15 protein-coding genes are annotated in these 18,327 nt (G+C 71.6%); 9 read left to right on the forward strand and 6 right to left on the reverse strand.

The window, feature by feature from the left end; translation table 11 throughout:
- Entirely contained in the window at positions 1 to 3,432 is a 3,432-nt protein-coding gene (locus tag BV453_RS16710; RefSeq protein WP_085604779.1) for an HtaA domain-containing protein, read from the reverse strand.
- Between the two features lie 162 nt (positions 3,433 to 3,594).
- Between BV453_RS16710 and BV453_RS01500 the strand changes: the two genes are divergently transcribed.
- Genes BV453_RS01500 through BV453_RS01510 form a run of 3 tightly spaced genes read left to right on the forward strand, consistent with a single transcriptional unit; the run spans position 3,595 to position 6,544 of the window.
- Complete coding sequence (locus tag BV453_RS01500; RefSeq protein ID WP_085604776.1) at positions 3,595 to 4,704, forward strand: hemin ABC transporter substrate-binding protein; 1,110 nt, start codon at positions 3,595 to 3,597, stop codon at positions 4,702 to 4,704.
- Complete coding sequence (locus BV453_RS01505; protein ID WP_085604773.1) at positions 4,701 to 5,774, forward strand: iron ABC transporter permease; 1,074 nt, start codon at positions 4,701 to 4,703, stop codon at positions 5,772 to 5,774. Before BV453_RS01500 ends, BV453_RS01505 begins: the two co-directional genes overlap by 4 nt.
- On the forward strand, positions 5,771 to 6,544 hold the full coding sequence (locus BV453_RS01510; RefSeq protein ID WP_374209016.1) for a heme ABC transporter ATP-binding protein: 774 nt from the start codon (positions 5,771 to 5,773) through the stop codon (positions 6,542 to 6,544). The genes BV453_RS01505 and BV453_RS01510 overlap by 4 nt, the downstream gene beginning before the upstream one ends.
- Here BV453_RS01510 and BV453_RS01515 read toward each other — a convergent pair.
- Positions 6,541 to 6,909 carry a sterol carrier family protein gene (locus tag BV453_RS01515; protein ID WP_085604767.1) on the reverse strand — a complete coding sequence of 123 codons (369 nt, stop codon included), beginning with the start codon at positions 6,907 to 6,909 and terminating at the stop codon, positions 6,541 to 6,543. The two genes, BV453_RS01510 and BV453_RS01515, sit on opposite strands and share 4 nt — an antisense overlap.
- Positions 6,910 to 6,958: 49 nt before the next feature.
- Here BV453_RS01515 and BV453_RS01520 point away from each other — a divergent pair, with 49 nt between their 5' ends.
- The 4 genes from BV453_RS01520 to BV453_RS01535 all read left to right on the forward strand — a co-directional run bounded on the left by BV453_RS01520 (position 6,959) and on the right by BV453_RS01535 (position 10,853).
- Positions 6,959 to 7,633: a CoA pyrophosphatase gene (locus BV453_RS01520; RefSeq protein WP_085604764.1), complete on the forward strand. Its 675-nt coding sequence runs from the start codon at positions 6,959 to 6,961 to the stop codon at positions 7,631 to 7,633.
- Between the two features lie 47 nt (positions 7,634 to 7,680).
- Positions 7,681 to 8,958: a phosphoribosylamine--glycine ligase gene (gene purD, locus BV453_RS01525; RefSeq protein WP_249520694.1), complete on the forward strand. Its 1,278-nt coding sequence runs from the start codon at positions 7,681 to 7,683 to the stop codon at positions 8,956 to 8,958.
- Between the two features lie 126 nt (positions 8,959 to 9,084).
- Complete coding sequence (locus tag BV453_RS01530) at positions 9,085 to 9,564, forward strand: helix-turn-helix domain-containing protein (protein ID WP_161973070.1); 480 nt, start codon at positions 9,085 to 9,087, stop codon at positions 9,562 to 9,564.
- Positions 9,561 to 10,853 carry an MFS transporter gene (locus BV453_RS01535; protein WP_249520695.1) on the forward strand — a complete coding sequence of 431 codons (1,293 nt, stop codon included), beginning with the start codon at positions 9,561 to 9,563 and terminating at the stop codon, positions 10,851 to 10,853. The genes BV453_RS01530 and BV453_RS01535 overlap by 4 nt, the downstream gene beginning before the upstream one ends.
- A 55-nt stretch (positions 10,854 to 10,908) precedes the next feature.
- Here BV453_RS01535 and BV453_RS01540 read toward each other — a convergent pair whose 3' ends face one another.
- The 4 genes from BV453_RS01540 to BV453_RS01555 all read right to left on the reverse strand — a co-directional run bounded on the left by BV453_RS01540 (position 10,909) and on the right by BV453_RS01555 (position 15,427).
- Positions 10,909 to 11,637: an amino acid ABC transporter ATP-binding protein gene (locus tag BV453_RS01540; protein WP_249520696.1), complete on the reverse strand. Its 729-nt coding sequence runs from the start codon at positions 11,635 to 11,637 to the stop codon at positions 10,909 to 10,911.
- On the reverse strand, positions 11,634 to 13,118 hold the full coding sequence (locus tag BV453_RS01545; protein ID WP_249520697.1) for an amino acid ABC transporter substrate-binding protein/permease: 1,485 nt from the start codon (positions 13,116 to 13,118) through the stop codon (positions 11,634 to 11,636). The genes BV453_RS01540 and BV453_RS01545 overlap by 4 nt, the downstream gene beginning before the upstream one ends.
- A 147-nt stretch (positions 13,119 to 13,265) precedes the next feature.
- Positions 13,266 to 14,798, reverse strand: coding sequence for a DHA2 family efflux MFS transporter permease subunit (locus BV453_RS01550; protein WP_249520698.1), 1,533 nt, complete (start codon positions 14,796 to 14,798; stop codon positions 13,266 to 13,268).
- The gene (locus BV453_RS01555; RefSeq protein ID WP_308195654.1) at positions 14,795 to 15,427 is read right to left on the reverse strand and encodes a PadR family transcriptional regulator; all 633 of its coding nucleotides are present in this window, start codon (positions 15,425 to 15,427) and stop codon (positions 14,795 to 14,797) included. The genes BV453_RS01550 and BV453_RS01555 overlap by 4 nt, the downstream gene beginning before the upstream one ends.
- A gap of 189 nt (positions 15,428 to 15,616) precedes the next feature.
- On the opposite strand from BV453_RS01555, the gene BV453_RS01560 reads away from it, so the two are divergent.
- Positions 15,617 to 16,492: a phosphoribosylaminoimidazolesuccinocarboxamide synthase gene (locus tag BV453_RS01560; protein WP_025105721.1), complete on the forward strand. Its 876-nt coding sequence runs from the start codon at positions 15,617 to 15,619 to the stop codon at positions 16,490 to 16,492.
- 100 nt (positions 16,493 to 16,592) lie between these two features.
- On the forward strand, positions 16,593 to 17,948 hold the full coding sequence (locus tag BV453_RS01565) for a uracil-xanthine permease family protein (RefSeq protein ID WP_062766125.1): 1,356 nt from the start codon (positions 16,593 to 16,595) through the stop codon (positions 17,946 to 17,948).
- Positions 17,949 to 18,327: the final 379 nt, after the last annotated feature.

Genomic DNA, 18,327 nt, shown 5'->3' on the forward strand with positions numbered 1-18,327 from the left:
TCAGACCTCGGTCGTCGTCTCGGCCGGCTCCCCCCTCCGGGTGCGCCGCACGATCAGCACCCCGCCCGTCGCGGCCAGCGCCACGACCACCAGACCGCCCACGATCCAGGGCCACACCGGAGCTTCCTCGGTGGCGACCGGCGCGCTGATCGCGGTCACCGCCGCGTCCGCCTCGGCCTCCGGCTCGGACTCCTCCTCGGCGGGAGTGCCGCAGGCGCCGTCGACCGGGATCACGGCGGACACCGGGTCGAGCTCCTCGCCCGCCTCATACGTGCCGAACGCGGAGGCACCGGCCGCGGTCAGCGTCGTGGGAACCGCATCGAGGGTCAGCGCGCCGTCGACGACGGCGGCGTCCGCGAGGGCGAACTCGGCGAGACGCACGCCCTCTTGCGCCACGGCTTCTCCGGCCTGCGTGGTTCCGGTCACGTCGAACACGAGGTAGCCGGTGTCGCCCGTGAGCTCGACCCGCGCGTTCGCCAGCGTCGTGTTCAGCGCCCCATCGTGGCCCGTGAAGGTGATGCTGCCGCCGTAGGTGACCAGGCCCGAGCCCGCCGCGTCGTCCAGCGAACCGGTGCCGTTCGACCACACGAAGGCGGGGTACTCGTAGGCCACGTCGGTGAGCGTCCAGCCGCCCCGCGCGATGCCCTCGATGTACGTGCGGAACGACTCCTTGTAGCCCCAGTGCAGGGTCGCCCCCTCGACCGTGCACACGCCGATCTCCGTGGTCGCTCTGGCGAGCGTGAACGCGAGACCGCGATCGACCGAGCCCTGGAAGGTGAGCGTGTGCTCGCCGTCCGCGAGTGTGGCCGGGAGGGCACCCGACCACGTCGCGACGCCCGCCGCGTCGGCCGTCACCGTGCCGAGCAGCACCGGGGTCGAGTACACGACCACCTTGATGCCCTCCTCGTTCGCACGGAAGCCGGAGGCGGAGACCGTGGCCGTCTTCCCGGCGGCGAGCGCGGCGAGGTTCTCCTCGTCGACCTCGATGCCGGCCGCCGTCGGCGCGGTCGTCGGGAGCGTGGCCTTCGGGACGACCGCGGCCGCCGCGACCGTTCCCGTCGTACCCGACGGAGCGGCGGCGACGGAGCCGATCGTGAACGAGACGGGGTTGAGCGTGGTGCCGTACCCCGAGAGGACGCGGTCGCGTCCGGCATCCGTGAGGGCGGCGGGTGCCGCCGTGTAGGTAACGGCGCCACCGGCCGCCGTGCGGACGGCGCGGGAGAGGTCGAGGGTCGCGAACGGCACCTGCGCACCCCCGCTCGTCACGAACAGCGTGGCGGAGGACGCCGAGGTGATCCGGATCATCGGATCGGCGACCGTGACGTCGAGCACCCCGTGGTGGCCGGTGAAGCGCACGGCACCGCGGTAGACGACACTGCCGCGTCCGGAAGCCGCGTCGAAGTCGCCGCCCACGGTCTGCCCGAACTGGAACTGGCCGCCGGACCGGGTGGCGCCACCGGACACGGCGATCGCGCCCTGGGCGATCGGGCCGGTGATGTAGTTCGTGAACGAGGACGAGATGGCCCAGCGCAGCGACCCGCCGGGGACGGTCGCGGCCGGCTTCGCCGGCGTCACCGGGGGCTTCGGCGTGACCGGGGGCTTCGGCTCGGTCGGCTTCTCGCCGAGCAGTGCGCGCCACTGCGCGTCGGTGATCGTGACCGCTGCGCGCGCGTAGATGGTGTCGGCGGTCGGCATCGTGTGCTGCTGCCACACGATCGCCTCGTATGTCTTCGTCCGGTCGAGGTTCTTCGCCGCCGCGTTCAGGTCGACGGCGAAGACTCCGAAGCCGATGTTCCGGACGTACTGCATGGCGAGGAAGCCGCCGCCGGCGGTCACCTCGGACTCCGTCCCCGCCTCGATGAGCGCCACGTAGGCGCCGGTGACCGCGCCGAGCTCGGCGGCAGTGACCTTCACCGTGAGCCCGTCCGCGGCGGTGGCGCCGGTGACGACGGTCGTGACCGACGGTCCGGAGGAGGGCAGCAAGGCGTTCCACTGCGCGTCGGTGACCGTGACGGTGGAGCGCGCGTAGATGGTGTCCGCGGTCGGCATCGTGTGCTGCTGCCACACGATCACCTCGTACGTCTTCGAGCGGTCCAGAGCACTCGCCGCCGCGGTCAGGTCGACGCTGAAGCCGCCGCCGGTGATGCCGCGCACGTACTGCATCGCGAGGAAGCCGCCTCCGGCGGTGACGTCGGCTTCCGTACCCTTCTCGATCAGCGCGGCGTAGGCACCGGAGACGGCACCGAGCTTCGTCGCCGCGGCCGTGACCGTGAGGCCGTCCTCGGCCGTCGCCGCGGTCACGGTGGTCGTCAGCCCCGAGGCGATGCGGTAGTCCAGAGCGACGCTGCGCTCCTGGTCGGCGTTGACGACACCGCCTGCCGGGTAGGTGTACACGCCGTAGGAGCCGGGCGTCGCCGGGGTGTCCTTGAGCGTGAGCGTGACCTGGAACGAGCCGTCGGGCGAGATGTCCACCCACTGTGCGCGGATCGCACCCTGGTACTGCGTCGGGACCTGGGTCAGCACATCCTCGGCGAGCGCCCAGGCCTGAGCACCGACCGAACGCGCCGAGGACGGCGCCCCCTGCGAGGGCTGCCACGTCGCGGCGAAGTTGCCGAAGACCACATAGGCGCCCTGGGGCAGGTTCGACGGGATCGGGACGCCGCGTCCGCCGACGTTCGCGGTCGGGTCGTATCCGGTGCCCTTGACGACGATCTCGTCGCCGGCCTGGAGGCGAGCGCCCGCAGCGGGCGTCGTGCCGTCGGCGAGGAACACCTCGATGGCGGCTTCGGCGGGCGCCGGCTCGGTCTCGCCCGGGGCCGTCTCCCCGGGCTCCGTCTCCCCGGGCTCCGTCTCCCCGGGCTCGGTCTCCCCGGGCTCGGTCTCCCCGGGCTCCGTCTCGCCGGGAGTCGTCTCTCCCGGCTCCGTCTCACCCGGCTCCGTCTCACCCGGCTCGACGGGCGTCGTTCCGAAGACCGTGTCCCACTGCGCAGACGTCACCGTGACGTCGCCGCGGCCGTAGATCGTGGCGGCTGTCGGCGCGGTGTGCTGCTGCCAGACGAGCACCTCGTACGTCTTCGTCCGGTCCAGGGACGCCACGGGCGCCTGCAGCGTGAAGGACGCGGCCCCCTGCTGCACGCTCGGGAAGGGCAGCGCGAACGCGGCGTAGCCACCACCGGCGGAGATGCCGCTCTCGGTGCCCGACACGATCAGTGCGGCATAGACGCCCGTCACGTCGGGCAGGCCCTCGGCCCGCACCTGCACGGTGAGGCCGCTGGTGTCGGCGGATGACACCGCCGCGGTGACGGTCGCCGCAGCCGCATGGGCCGGTGGGCTGACCATCGCCCCGGCGGCGACGAGGACGAAGGAGACGAGGGCGGCGAGCAGGACACGCAGGCGTGTGCTCGCTGAGGGCGTATGTGCTGTGGCGTTCACGGTTCTCCGCGGCGCGCGGGGCGCGATCGATCGCGCGCCCCTGCGGCACCGCACGGCAGTCGGGCGAGGGTGGACTTTGGTTAGGCTTGGCTAAGCAAGCCGCCGATCCCGAGCGTAGAGGGGTGCCAGTGAGGGCGTCAAGTTTTAGGATAGCCTTGCCTAATGCAACGCGCTCCTGCCCTGCTTCTCGCCGCCGCGCTGGCCCTCGGACTGGCCGCGTGCGCCGGGTCGGACTCCGGCCCCGGGTCGGCAGCACCCCCTGTCGACGACGGCTGCCCGCAGGCCTCGACTCCTCTCGCCGATCTGGACCTGGTCGCCGACGTGCGCGCAGCGACGGGCCCCTCGACCGCGTGCCTCGCGAGTCACGCGGTCGCGCCCGTCGATGACGACACCGCCCCGGCGCTCCCGGTCACCGTGACCGACAGCGAAGGCCGCGAGGTCGAGATCACGGACGTCGATCGCATCCTCCCGATCGACATCTCCGGCACGATCGCCGCCACGGTGTTCGCGCTCGGGCTCGGCGATCAGGTCGTCGGACGTGACGCGTCCACGCAGTTCCCCGGCACCGAGGATCTCCCGGTCGTCACCAAGACCGGGCACACGCTCAACCCGGAGGCCATCCTCGAACTGGCCCCGACCGTCGTGCTCACCGACACCACGATCGGCCCGAAGGAGGTCCGCCAGCAGCTCCGGGATGCGGGCATCGCGGTCGTCGTCATCTCCAGCGACCGCCGGATCGACACCACCGACGCGCTCGTGACGGAGATCGCCACGGCCCTCGGCGTCCCGACGCGCGGCGCGGCGCTCAGCGCCCGCCTCGACGCCGAGCTCGACGCCGCCATCGTGGAGATCGCCGACGTCACCCCGTCCGCCGCGGCGGACCGCGCACGCATGCTCTTCCTGTACGTACGCGGGAGCGCCAACGTGTACTACATCTTCGGCGAGGACTCCGGGGCGGACTCCCTCATCGATGCGGTCGGCGGTGTCGACGTCGCGGAGGAGATCGGCTGGGAGGGCATGAAGCCGATGACCGCGGAAGCACTCGTCGCCGCGCAGCCCGACGTGCTCGTGATGATGACGGACGGGTTGGAATCGGTGGGCGGCGTCGACGGGCTCATCGAACGCATCCCCGCCATCGCCGAGACCCCCGCAGGAGCGCATCGCCGCGTGATCGACATGGCGGACGCCGAGATCCTCAGCTTCGGCCCCCGGTCGGCCGACGTGATCAGCGCCCTCGCGCGGGCCCTGTACGCGCCGGAACCCGCCTCGTGACCGGCGAGGTCGTCACCCCGACGCCGACCCGGCATCGGGGACTGCGCTTCGCGACGGTCGTCATCGCCCTCGTCATCGGCCTTCTCGTCACGGGCGTCGCGTCGATCACCAGCGGGCAGTACGACCTGTCGCCGACCGCGCTCCTGGACGTCCTCCTACGCGGCCTCGGCATCGACACCGCCGGGACTCCGGCCGCGGCGACCGACGACGGCGTGATCTACAACCTCCGCCTCCCCCGACTGGTCCTCGGCCTGCTCGTCGGCGCCGCGCTCGCGGTCTCCGGCGTGCTCATGCAGGCCATCTTCGGCAACCCTCTCGCGGACGCCGGCGTCGTCGGCGTCTCCTCCGGCGCGGCGCTCGGAGCGGCAGCCAGCATCACGTTCGGCCTGGCCACCTTCGGCATGTGGACCACGCCCGCCTTCGCCTTCCTCGGGGGTCTCGCGGCCGTCTTCTCCGTCTACCTCCTGAGCCGCTCCGGCGGTCGCACCGAAGTGGTCACGCTGCTGCTCACCGGCATCGCGATCAACGCCATCGCCGGCGCCGGCATGGCCTTCCTCACGTTCCTCGGTACGACCTCGACGCGCGAGCAGATCGTGTTCTGGCAGCTCGGCTCGCTGAACGGCGCCCTCTGGTCGAACATCCAGCTCGTCGCGCCGCTCGTTGCGATCGGGATCGTCGTCGCCCTGATCGTGGCGCCGGGTCTGGATCTCTTCGCCCTCGGCGAGCGCACCGCCCGGCATCTGGGCGTGCCGGTCGAGCTGCTGCGGATGGTCGTGATCGTCACGGTGGCACTGCTCGTCTGCGCCGCGGTCGCCTTCGCGGGGATCATCGGGTTCGCGGGCCTCGTCGTGCCCCACCTGATGCGCATGCTGATCGGCCCCGCACACCTCCCGCTCGTGATCGCCTCCGCCCTCGGCGGCGCGCTCCTCATCGCGGCCGCCGACCTCGTGGCACGCACGGCGGTGCCGCTCGCGGACCTCCCCATCGGCATGATCACGTCCCTCGTGGGCGGCCCGTTCTTCCTCTGGCTCCTCGTGCGGACGCGGCGGCGGTCGGGAGGATGGGCGTGAGCCCGCGCCTGCGGGGCCAGGGGCTCACGGTGCGGGTCGGGGACGGACGCACCATCCTCGACGACGCGGCCATCTCCATCCACGCCGGCGAGGTGCACGCCCTCGTCGGGCCGAACGGCGCGGGCAAGTCCACCCTGTTCGGCGTGCTCGCGGGGGACCTCGCTCCGGTGTCCGGCACCGTCCTCCTCGACGGCCGTCCGGTCGCGGGTGTCCGTCCCCGCGACCTCGCCCGGCAACGCGCCGTGCTGCTGCAGGAGAACGCCGTCACCTTCCCCTTCACGGTCGAGCAGGTCGTGCGGATGGGACGCACGCCGTGGGCGCGGAGCCCGGCCGCCGAGGAGGACGGCAGCGCCGTGGCGGCGGCGATGGCGACGACCGAGGTCAGGGCGCTGCGGGAGCGCTCCGTCTCCTCGCTCTCCGGCGGTGAGCGCGCGCGGGTGGCGCTGGCCCGCGTGCTCGCCCAGGACACCGGGATCCTGCTGCTCGACGAGCCGACGGCGGCCCTGGACCTGAAGCATCACGAAGACGTCATGCGGGTGATCCGGAGCCGGGCGGAGGCCGGGGTCGCGGTCGCGGTCGTGCTGCACGACCTCAACGCCGCTCTCGCGCACGCCGACCGCGTCACTCTGCTCGCGGGCGGTCGGGTCTCCGCCACCGGCACGCCGGCCGAGGTCCTCACGGCCGCACGGATCGAGGAGGTCTACGGGCAGCCCGTCGATGTGTTCCCGCACCCGCACACCGGGGTACCGCTCGTCGTGGCCCGGCGCTAGGGGCGCAGCGGGAGGACTCCGGTGAGATCCGCACGCGTGCCCGAGGCGTGGATGCGCCCGGCCGTCGCGGCGTCCGCCCATGCCTCCGTGCCGGTGGCGACCGCGATCCAGGTGGCGGCGTCCATCTCCACCACGTTCGGCGGAGTCCCACGGGTATGCCGCGGCCCTTGGATCACCTGCACGGCTCCGAACGGCGGGACGCGCACCTCGACGCTGTTGCCCGGCGCCTTCTCGTCGAGCAGCTGCAGCAGGTAGCGCACCGCGGTGGCGAGCTCCGGCCGCGCCGCCTTCGTCCCCGCGGCCTCGGCGTCGCGCACGGCACCGAGCGCCGCGCGTCCCTCGACGATGTCGATCTTCCTGGCCATCCCCCCACCCTAGATCCGCCGCGGCGGTCCCGGTCATAAGCTCGATGGCATGAGCATGCATCCCCAGGGCGCCCGCGCCGAGCTGCTCGCCGCCGCGGCCGACCACTCCTGGAGCGTGCCGATCCCTCCGCTCGCGGATCCGGGCCGCGCCCATGACGCCTCGGTGCTCATGCTCTTCGGCGTCCTCGATCGCATCCCCGCACCGACCGTCGATGCGGCCGTCGCGCGCGACCTCGACGTCCTGCTGCAGCGTCGCGCCCCGACCCTCTCCTCGCATCCGGGCCAGGTCTCCTTCCCCGGCGGGCGCGCCGAAGCGGCCGATGCCGACGCGGTCGCCACGGCGCTGCGCGAGGCCGAGGAGGAGACCGGCCTCGATCCCGCGGGAGTCGAGGTGCTCGCCACGCTCCCCGTGATCCCCCTCGCCGCGAGCAACCACCTCGTCACCCCGGTGCTCGCCTGGTGGCAGTCGCCGTCGCGCGTCGTCGCCGTCGACCACGCGGAGACCGTCGAGGTGTTCCGCGTCCCCGTCGCGCAGCTCCTCGACCCGGCGACCCGCTTCACCTCGACCCTGTCCCGTGCCGGGCGCACGTTCCGCGGGCCCGCGTTCGACGTCGACGGCACGATCGTGTGGGGCTTCACCGCCATGGTGCTCGACGCCCTGTTCGACGCCACCGGCTGGACCGTGCCCTGGGACACGGCGGACGAGCGTCCCATCGAGCTCTGACCGGGACCCACCGAAACCCCGCGCACGCGCCTCGATAGGCTGGACGGGTGAAGATCCTCGTCCTCGGTTCCGGTGCCCGTGAGCACGCGATCATCCTGGCGCTGCGCGCCGAGTCCCCCGCGCACGAGATCCTCGTCGCCCCCGGCAACGCCGGCATCGCGCAGGACGCGACACCCGTCGCCCTCGACCCGCTCGACGGCGCCGCGGTCACGGCCTTCGCGAACGAGCACGCGGTCGACCTCGTCGTCATCGGCCCGGAGGCCCCTCTCGTGGCGGGCGTCGCGGACGAGCTCCGCGGCCGCGGCATCCCCGTCTTCGGGCCGGGCAAGGCCGCCGCGCAGCTCGAGGGCTCCAAAGCCTTCGCCAAGCGCGTCATGGACGCCGCCGGCGTGCCGACGGGCCGCGCGGTCCGCGCCGCCACTGTCGCCGAGGTCGAGGCCGCGTTCGACGACCTCGGCGCCCCCTACGTCGTCAAGGCCGATGGGCTCGCTGCGGGCAAGGGCGTCATCGTCACCTCCGACCGCGCCGAGGCCCTGGCCCACGCGGAGCAGTACCTCCCGGCCGGTCCCGTCCTCGTCGAGGAGTTCCTGTCCGGCCCCGAGGTCTCGCTGTTCTTCCTCAGCGACGGCGACACCGTGCGCGCGCTCAGCCCGGCACAGGACTTCAAGCGGGCCCTCGACGGCGACGCCGGCCCCAACACCGGCGGCATGGGGGCGTACTCGCCGCTGCCCTGGCTCGCGGAGCAGTTCGGCAGCGAGCAGGCGTTCGTGGAAGAGGTCACCCGCGACGTCGCCCTCCCGGTCGTCCGGCAGCTCGACGCGGAGGGGACCCCGTTCATCGGCCTCCTCTACGCCGGGCTCATCCTCACCCCGCAGGGCGTGCGCGTGATCGAGTTCAACGCGCGCTTCGGCGACCCGGAGACCCAGGTGGTGCTGCCGCGACTGGAGACCCCGCTGTCCCAGCTCCTCTTCGCCGCCGCCTCCGGCACGCTCGAGGACCAGCCGGAGCCCGTGTTCCGCGATGAGGTCGCGATCACCGTGGTCCTGGCGAGCGAGGGGTACCCGGAGGCGCCGCAGACCGGGCGCCCGATCGAGGGTCTGGACGAGGCCGCCGCCGTGGAGGGGGTCCGCCTGGTGCACGCCGCGACCGCGAGCCCCGACGCCCCGGGGGGTTCGCTCATCGCGACGGGTGGCCGTGTCCTGAACGTGGTCGCCGTGGCCCCGGACTTCCGCACCGCCCGCGACCGCGCCTACGACGCCCTCGGCCGCATCCGCCTCGAGGGCTCCCACCACCGCACCGACATCGCTGCCCGCGTCGCTGACTGACCCACTGCTCGGCGACCGTCCCCGTTGAAGTAGCGCAAATGGCTGCATCCCGACCGGGAATGCAGCCATTTGGGCGATTCGAAGCGGATGCTTGACAAGCCTCACTTTCTTCAAGAAAGTAGCAGGATGCCGCTCCGCTCCGACTGGTCCTCCGCGTCCTGCCCGATCGCCCGCGCCGCCGATGTGATCGCCGACCCGTGGGTTCTCCTCATCCTGCGAGAGCTCTTCTCGGGCCGCACCCGGTTCGACGAGCTGCGAGACGCCTCCGGCGCCGCGGACTCGGTCCTGGCACGTCGGCTCGCCCTGATGACGGAGGCCGGACTCGTGACCCGGGACGACCGCGGCGAAGGGCGGAAGGGGTACCGGCTCACCGCAGCCGGCGAGGAGACGCTGCCCATCCTGCATGCGTACGCACGGTTCTCCCGCCGCACCGACCCCGAGGGCCCGTGGGGACTGGTCGTGTCCTGTGCCCGGTGCGGGACCGCCGCCGAGTCCGCGGACTGGTGCTCCCGGTGCGCCGCTCCCCTCGACGCCGACAGCACTCTCTGGGCGCGACGGAGCATGGGCGGCGAGCCCTTCGCCCTGCACGGCGGACACGCCGCATGACCGCCGAGTCCGTCGACCGCCCCGCCGAGACCCGTCGCCGCCTCCACCCCGCGTGGACGGTCGCCCTCGTCGCCCTCATCGCCCTCATCGGCGCCGCGGGATTCCGCGCCGCCCCTGGGGTGCTCATGGTCCCGCTCGAGGAGGAGTTCGGCTGGACCACGGCCGAGCTCTCCCTCGCCGTCTCCGTCAACCTCCTGCTCTACGGCCTGATCGCTCCTTTCGCCGCGGCGCTGATGCAACGGTTCGGCATCCGCGCGGTGACGGTCGTCGCGCTGTTCGTGATCGGCGCCGGGGCCGCGCTCAGCGTCTTCGTCGCGATACCGGGCCAGCTCATCCTCACGTGGGGCGTGCTGATCGGCCTCGGGACGGGATCGATGGCTCTGGTGTTCGCGGCCACCATCACCGACACGTGGTTCGCCACCCGGCGCGGGCTGGTCTCGGGCGTGCTCACCGCCGGCAGCGCGACGGGACAGCTCATCTTCCTCCCGGTGATCGCGGCCGCGGCGGAGGACATCGGCTGGCGCGGAGCCTCGCTCGTCATCGCGGGCGGCGCGCTCGCCGTGGTGCCCCTCGTCTGGATCTTCCTCCGCAACCGCCCGAGCGACCTCGGCGACGCACGCTATGGCGAGAGCGCGGAGCCCATCGCCTCCGCTCCGCGCCCCCGCGGGACGGCGTGGGGTGCCGCTCGACTCGCGCTGACGACGCTCCGTGATGCCGCCCGCACGCGGACGTTCTGGGCTCTGGCCGCCGGTTTCGCTATCTGCGGCGCCACGACGAACGGCCTGATCGGCACGCACTTCATCCCGAGCGCCCATGACCATGGGATGCCGACGACGACGGCCGCCGGCCTGCTCGCGGTCGTCGGCGTGTTCGACATCCTCGGCACCGTGTTCTCCGGATGGCTGACCGACCGGGTGAATCCGCGCATCCTGCTCGCCGCCTACTACGCCCTCCGCGGCATGAGCCTGGTGTTCCTGCCGAGCCTGCTCTCGGCGGAGGTGCAGCCGAGCATCGTGGTGTTCATCGTGATCTACGGCCTGGACTGGGTCGCGACGGTGCCGCCGACGATCGCCCTCTGCCGGGAGGTCTTCCGCGACCGCGGACCCCTGGTCTTCGGATGGGTGTTCGCGGCGCACCAGATCGGCGCCGGCATCGCGTCCGTCCTCGCGGGGCTCGTACGGGACCACACCGGCCACTACACCGCGGCCTGGTTCGCCGCCGCGGGCCTGTGCGGCGTCGCCGCTCTCGTCAGTGCGACGATTCGTCGGCGACCGTCCCCGTTGAAGTAGCGCAAATGGCTGCATCCCGACCGGGGATGCAGCCATTTGCGCGACTCGAACGGGGTCAGAGGACCTTGGACAGGAAGTCCTGGAGGCGCTCGTTCTTGGGGGCGCCGAACAGGTCGGCGGGAGTCCCCTCCTCGACCACGACTCCGCCGTCCATGAAGACCGTGCGGTCGGACACCTCGCGCGCGAAGCCCATCTCGTGAGTCACGAGCACCATGGTCATGCCGCCCTCGGCGAGGTCGCGGATGACCTGCAGCACCTCGCCGACCATCTCCGGGTCGAGAGCGCTGGTGGCCTCGTCGAACAGCATGATCTCCGGGTCCATCGCGAGTGCACGGGCGATGGCCACGCGCTGCTTCTGACCGCCGGAGAGCGACGCGGGCTTCGCGTCCGCCTTCTCCGACAGGCCGACGCGCTCGAGCAGCGAGCGGGCGCGGTCGCGGGCCTCGACCTTCGTCATGCGGCCGAGCTCGACCGGGGCGAGCGTGATGTTCTCCAGCACGGTCATGTGCGGGAACAGGTTGAAGTGCTGGAACACCATGCCGATGCGCTGGCGCACCTCGTCCAGCTTCACGCTCTTGTCGGTGAGGTCGACCCCGTCGATGATCACCTGCCCCGACGTCGGCTCCTCGAGCTTGTTGAGGCAGCGCAGCAGCGTCGACTTGCCGGAGCCGGAGGGGCCGATCACGGCGATGACCTCACCGTCCTCGACCGTGAGGTCGATGCCCTTGAGCACTTCGTTGTCGCCGAACGACTTGTGCAGGTCCCTGACCTCGATCTTGCTCATGCGTTGGCCTTCCTCTCCAGGCGGTTCGCGAGCAGCGTCAGGAGCGTGATCACGACGAAGTAGATGATGGCGACGATCGTCAGCACCTGTGCCGAGAGATACGTCGAGGCGATGATCTGGCGCGAGACGAACGTCAGCTCGGCGAGACCGATGACGCTGATGAGCGAGGTGTCCTTCAGCGTGATGATGCCCTGGTTCACGAACGACGGGATCATGATCCGGAACGCCTGCGGCAGCACGACCTTGCGCATCGTCTTCCAGTGGCTGAGGCCGAGCGAGCGCGACGCCTCCGCCTGACCGGGGTCGACGGCCTGGATGCCGCCGCGGATGATCTCCGTCATGTACGCACCGGTGTTCAGCGACAGGGTGATCGCACCGGCCACGAACGGGTCGAACTTCAGGTCGGGGATCAGCTGCGGGATGGCGAAGAACACGAAGAACGCCTGGATCAGGATCGGGGTCCCGCGGAAGACGTAGACGTAGGCCGTCGCGATCCAGCGGAACGGCGCGAACTTCGACAGGCGTCCGAAGCCGAAGATGATCCCGAGGATGAACGCCGCGATCACCGCGACGATCGTGGCGAGGATGGTGAGCCACAGACCCTGCATGAGGGCCGGCCAGTACTTCACCGCGACCGAGATGATGTCGGTGGGCTGCGCCTCCTGCGCGTCGTCACCCGTCGCGAGGTAGGTGTCCACGATCTCGTCGTACTCGCCGGAGTCCTGCAGGTTGGCGAGGCCGGCGTTGAACATCTCCAGGAGCTCGGCGTTCTCGCCCTTGTTCACCGCGAAGCCGTACTCGCCGCCGAGCGCGGGCTCGCCGACGAGACGGAAGCCCGACCCCTGCTGGATGCCGTAGGCGAGCACGGGGAAGTCCTCGAAGTAGCCGACGGCCTGTCCGGCCTTCACCGCATCGACCATGTCGGTCGTGTCCTGGTAGGGCGTGATCCGGAAGCCGTACTCGTCGGCGTTCTCCTCGGCGAAGGTCTGCCCCTGGGTGCCGGTCTTCACCGCGACGGTCTTGCCGTCGAGGTCGTCGAGGGACTCGATGTCGCTGGACTCGAGCACCCCGAGCTGCACGCCGCTGGTGAAGTACGGGTCGCTGAAGTCGAAGGTCTGCTGGCGCTCCTCGGTGATCGACATCCCGGCCATGACGGCGTCGACCTGGTTCGACTGCAGCGCCTGCACCGCGGCGTCGAAGCCGAGCTGGCGGATCTCGACCTCGAAGCCCTGGTCCTCCGCGATCGCGCGCAGGAGGTCCATGTCGATGCCGACCAGGTCGCCGGACTCGTTCGTGAACTCGAACGGCGCGAAGGTCGTGTCGGTGCCGATGACGTAGGTCTCGCCGTCGTCGGCCGCGGTGGCGGGCGCGGCTCCGGCAAGCAGCGCCCCGGCGGCGGCGAGTGCGGCGAGAGCGGTCGCGCCGGCGGTGCGGCCGAACCGCCGCAGACGGCTCGGCGGAGAGGATGGGTGGCGGCTCACGTCGAGTGCTCCTCGGGGTTCGGAAGGGCGACCCGGCGGCCGCCGACCATCCACCCTAACCCCGCTCCTCCCGCGCACCGGAATCTCGGCGCGACCCCGAACAGCGCCGGAACCCGCGTGGATACCGGCGTGTCGGGGTCATCGCGGTCACGCCGGAGGGGTCGCGGCGACGGCCTCGTCCTTCCGATCCTGCCCGCGGAGGAACAGCGAGGCGACCAGCGCGATGAGGATCACACCGGCGGGCAGCAGCAGGGTCTGGGACATGCCGGCCGCGAAGCCCTCGGCGACCTGCGGCGGCAGTGCGCCGCTGCCCGTGCCGGCCGGAGCGTCGGCCAGACCGGGGAGGTTCGCCTCCAGCCGTGACTGCATGAACGCGGCGATCGAGGCGGAGCCGATGACCGAGCCGATGGTGCGGGTGGTGTTGTAGATGCCCGCGCCGGCACCGGCCTGTCGCGGCGGCAGCTTGCGCGTGGCCGTGGTCGCCAGCGGCCCCCACATGCCCGCATTGCCGATGCCCATGAGCGCGGACGGCAGCAGGAACATCAGGATCGGGGTGTCCATCGTGGTCAGGGCCGAGTACCAGACCAGGGCGCCCGCGACGCAGAGGAGACCGGGGACGAGGATGATGCGCGGGTCGACGCGGTCCAGGATCTTGCCGGCGACCGGGGCGAGCACGCCCGACAGCACGGCCATCGGGATGAGCAGCATCGCGGCCTCGGTCGGGGTGAGCCCGCGCGCGGTCTGCAGGAAGAACATCATCGGCAGCGACATGCTCGTGACCGTGAAGCCGACCGCCGCGATCGCCACGTTCGCGCCGGAGAAGTTCCGGTCGCGGAAGAGGGCGAGGGGCACGAGAGGTTCGCTGCGGGTACGCGCCTGCTGCACGATGAAGAGCGCGAGCACCACGACGCCGGCGATGATGAGAAACCAGACCGAGATCGGTCCCGCGATGGTTCCCCAGTCGTACTTCTCGCCCTCCTGCAGTCCGAAGACGATGAGGAAGAGCGCGACCGCGCTGAGCACGACGCCGACGAGGTCGAACCGGTGCGGGTGGGTCTTCAGCTTCGGCACGAGGATCCAGGCGAGCACGAAGGCGACGACGCCGACGGGGAGGTTGACGAAGAAGATCCACTCCCACCCGAAGCCGTCGACGAGCAGACCGCCCGCGAGGGGGCCGACGAGCGTGGCGACGCCGGCCGTGGCACCCCACAGGCCCATCGCCGCGCCGCGGCGGTTCGGCGGGAAGGTGCGGGTGATGACGGCCATGGTCTGCGGCGTCATGAACGCGGCGCCGAGCCCCTGCACCGCGCGGGCCGCGATCAGGCCCTCGAGCGTCGTCGACAGTCCGCACCAGAGCGAGGCGAGGGTGAAGACCGCGAGTCCGATGAGGTAGATGTTCTTCGGGCCGAAGCGGTCGCCGAGTCGTCCGGTGATGAGCAGCGGCACGGCGTAGGCGAGGAGGTAGGCGCTGGTGACCCACACGACGTTGTCGAGGTTGTTCGTGTCGGGGTCGAGGGCGGCCTTGATCGCCGGGTTCGCGACGGACACGATCGTGGTGTCGACGAGGATCATGAAGAATCCGATGACGAGCGCCCAGAGCGCGGGCCACGGGCTCTTCGGCGCGTGACCGGCGGCGAAGGGCCCCGTCTCGGGCCCCGAGGTCTGGCGGGAATCGGTCATTGCTGTGCAGCCTTTCGCTGGGCGCGGTAGCGGTCGGTGTCGTCGAAGGCGTCGGGGCCCCAGCGGAGCTCGTCGCCGTCGAGGCGGGTGAGGAGGGTGTCGAGCCAGCGGAGCTCGGCGTCGAGCAGCGCCTCCTGCCGTTCGATCTCGACGAGGACCTGCGGCGGGACCCCTTTGGTGCGGGCGGCGGCGAGGCCGTCGTGGTGCAGCGCGTACGAGGCGACGAGGGCCTCCCGTCGCTCCTGCAGCAGCGCGACGGCGTCGTCGCGGTCGAGGTTGTGCGACTCGGCGAGCGCGACGCGGGCGTCGGTCTCGCGGTCGATGCGCGGGAGGGCACGACGCACCCACGCGACCACCGCCTCCCGGCCGGCGTCGGTGAGGGTGTAGGTCGTCCGCTCCGGTCGGTTGCCCTCGCGATCCGTGCCGACCTCGTCGAGCAGACCGGCCCGCTGGAGCCGGGCGACCGTGTGGTACAGCGTGCCGTTGGTGACGGTGATGAGCCGGTCGTCGTGACGCGCGCGGAGCAGGCGCACCATCTCGTACGGGTGCATGTCGCTCTCGCGGAGCAGCGCGAGCACCATCACCCCGAGCGGCGTGAGTCCCGCCACCACATCCCTGCTCTTCCCCACGCCTCTCCCCCCTGTCCCCTGCTCTGTCGCCCCGTCGAATAGTCCACATGGACTATACACCCGCCCTTCCTCCGCCGAGACCCCGGTTTTCCGCCGAGACCCCGGGGTCGCGACGCGCACACCCCGGGGTCTCGACGCGAACGCGGGGTCTCGGCGCGGAAGAACACGCATCACCGGGATAATGGGCGGGTGAGCACACCGTCCGCAGGAAACGCGCAGGCCATCCCCGGGTGGCGACACCTCTACTCCGGAAAGGTCCGCGACCTCTACGCCTCGGAGGACCCGGCCGACACCCGCATCCTCGTCGTCGCGTCCGACCGGGTGAGCGCCTTCGACGTCGTGCTCTCCCCCGGCATCACCGACAAGGGCGCCCTGCTGACGCGCCTCAGCCGCTGGTGGTTCGCCCAGCTCGACGTGCCGAACCACCTCACGGACGGCGACCTGCCGGAGGAGGTGGCCGATCGCGCCATGCTCGCCCAGTCGCTCGAGATGCTGCCGATCGAGTGCGTCGTGCGCGGGTACATCACCGGCTCCGGCTGGGCCGAGTACCAGGAGCACGGCACCGTGTGCGGCATCGCCCTGCCGGAAGGGCTGCAGAACGGCGACCGCCTGCCCGAGCCGCTGTTCACCCCGGCCTACAAGGCGCCGATGGGCGAACACGACGAGAACATCACGTTCGACCGGGTCGTCGAGCTCGTCGGAGCGGACCGGGCGGCCGAGCTCCGCGACGCCTCGCTCGCGATCTACCGCCGGGCCGCGGCCATCGCCGAGGAGAAGGGCCTCATCCTCGCCGACACGAAGTTCGAGTTCGGGACCGACGCCGACGGCACCCTCCGCCTCGCCGACGAGGTCCTCACGAGCGACTCCTCCCGGTACTGGGACGCCGAGGCCTGGCGCACGGGGTCGACCCCGGCGGAGCGGATGGCAAGCTTCGACAAGCAGATCGTGCGCGACTGGCTCGCGGCGAACTGGGACAAGCAGGGCGAGCCCCCCGTGCTACCCGAGGAGGTCGTGGCCCGGACGGCCGCCCGCTACCGCGAGCTCATCGACCGCCTCGGAGCCTGACGCCGCGCTCCCCGCCGCCTCCGGGCGCACAGGGAAAACTCAGGAATCGGTAGTGTTGCTCCAGCACTCCGCCCCCGATCCCGAACCCTGAGGAGCCCGCATGGCTTTGTGGAAGCTGCACGGAAACGGCCGCACCGTCGAGCCCGGCGCCGTCGTCACCCCCGAGGAACGTCTGTCCTGGCCCGCGACCATCGCCATCGGCGCCCAGCACGTCGTCGCCATGTTCGGCGCCACGTTCCTCGTGCCGACGCTCACCGGCTTCCCCGTGTCGACCACGCTGCTCTTCAGCGGCATCGGCACGCTGCTCTTCCTCCTCATCACGAAGAACCAGCTGCCGAGCTACCTCGGCTCCTCGTTCGCCTTCATCGCCCCCATCACCGCGGCCGTCGCGGCGGGCGGCACCGGCTCGGCCCTCGCGGGCGTGGTCGCGGTGGGCGTGCTCCTCGCGGTCGTCGGTCTCGTCGTGCAGTTCGTCGGCCTCCGCTGGGTCGATGCCCTGATGCCCCCGGTCGTCGCCGGCGCCATCGTCGCGCTCATCGGCTTCAACCTCGCCCCCACCGCCTGGAGCAATTTCGCGCTCGACCCCGTGACCGCCACGATCACCCTCGTCGCGATCATCCTCTTCGCGGTGCTCTTCCGGGGCTTCCTCGGCCGCATCTCGATCTTCCTCGGCGTCGCCGTCGGCTTCATCTGGGCCGCGTTCAACGGCTCGTTCGAGGTGCCCAACCCGCTCCGTGGCGACAAGACCCCGGCGGAGCTCATCGCGGACGCCCCCTGGATCGGCCTCCCGCACTTCCAGTTCCCGGACTTCGTCGAGCCGGGGACCTGGTCGACCATCGCGATGTTCCTGCCCGTCGTGCTCGTGCTCATCGCGGAGAACGTCGGTCACGTGCGCGGCGTCGCGACCATGACCGAAGACCCCGCGATCAACCGCCACACCGGTCGCGCCCTCATCGCCGACGGTGTCGCCACGACCATCGCCGGCGGCTTCGGCGGCTCGGGCACCACGACCTACGGGGAGAACATCGGCGTCATGGCCGCGACCCGCGTGTACTCCACCGCCGTGTACTGGGTGGCGGGTCTGTTCGCGATCCTCCTGGCGTTCTCGCCCAAGGTCGGAGAGGTGTTCAACTCGATCCCCGCGGGCGTGCTCGGCGGGGCGACGACGGCGCTCTACGGCCTCATCGGCATCATCGGCATCAAGATCTGGGTGGACAGCCGCGTCGACTTCTCGCGTCCCGTCAACCAGTACACCGCGGCGGTTTCCCTCGTGATCGGCATCGCCGGGTTCACGATGCAGCTCGGCGACTTCGCCTTCGGCGGGATCGTGCTCGGGACGGTCGCGGCGCTGCTCATCTACCACCTCGGCAACCTCATCGCCCGCGCGCGGAAGACGGGTGCCGACGACCCGAAGCCTCTCGAGCCCGTCGGCCCCCTCGGCGGCGACCCCGCGTAGGTTCCGCGGCCCCTGAAGCGTGCGGGACGGCTTTCGCCCCTCCCGCACTCCGCGGAGGCCCGTTTTCGCACTCGCACCCGGTGCCGGACGGGTGCGCGAGCCCGAGGCATTCACGGCCCGGATCGGCCTTGGTCGGCCGCGTCGCGTGCGGGATCGAAATGGGGCCCTGGCGGGCTGCGGGAGGGCCGGTTTTGCACTCTCCAGACAGGAACATCCGGCCCGCGCGGTGCGCGCGGGTCCGGCCCCCACGGTGCGGGGTCGAAAAGGGGCGCCCCCGGCGGGTGGGAGGGGCGTAACCGCACTCGCACGCGAGGACCTTCGCGGGCCAGAGGGGGCGGGATCAGAAACGGGCGTGCCCGGCGGGTGGGAGGGACTTAAT

The organism is Microbacterium sp. ER1 (assembly GCF_023383675.1).
Taxonomy (GTDB): Bacteria; Actinomycetota; Actinomycetes; order Actinomycetales; family Microbacteriaceae; genus Microbacterium.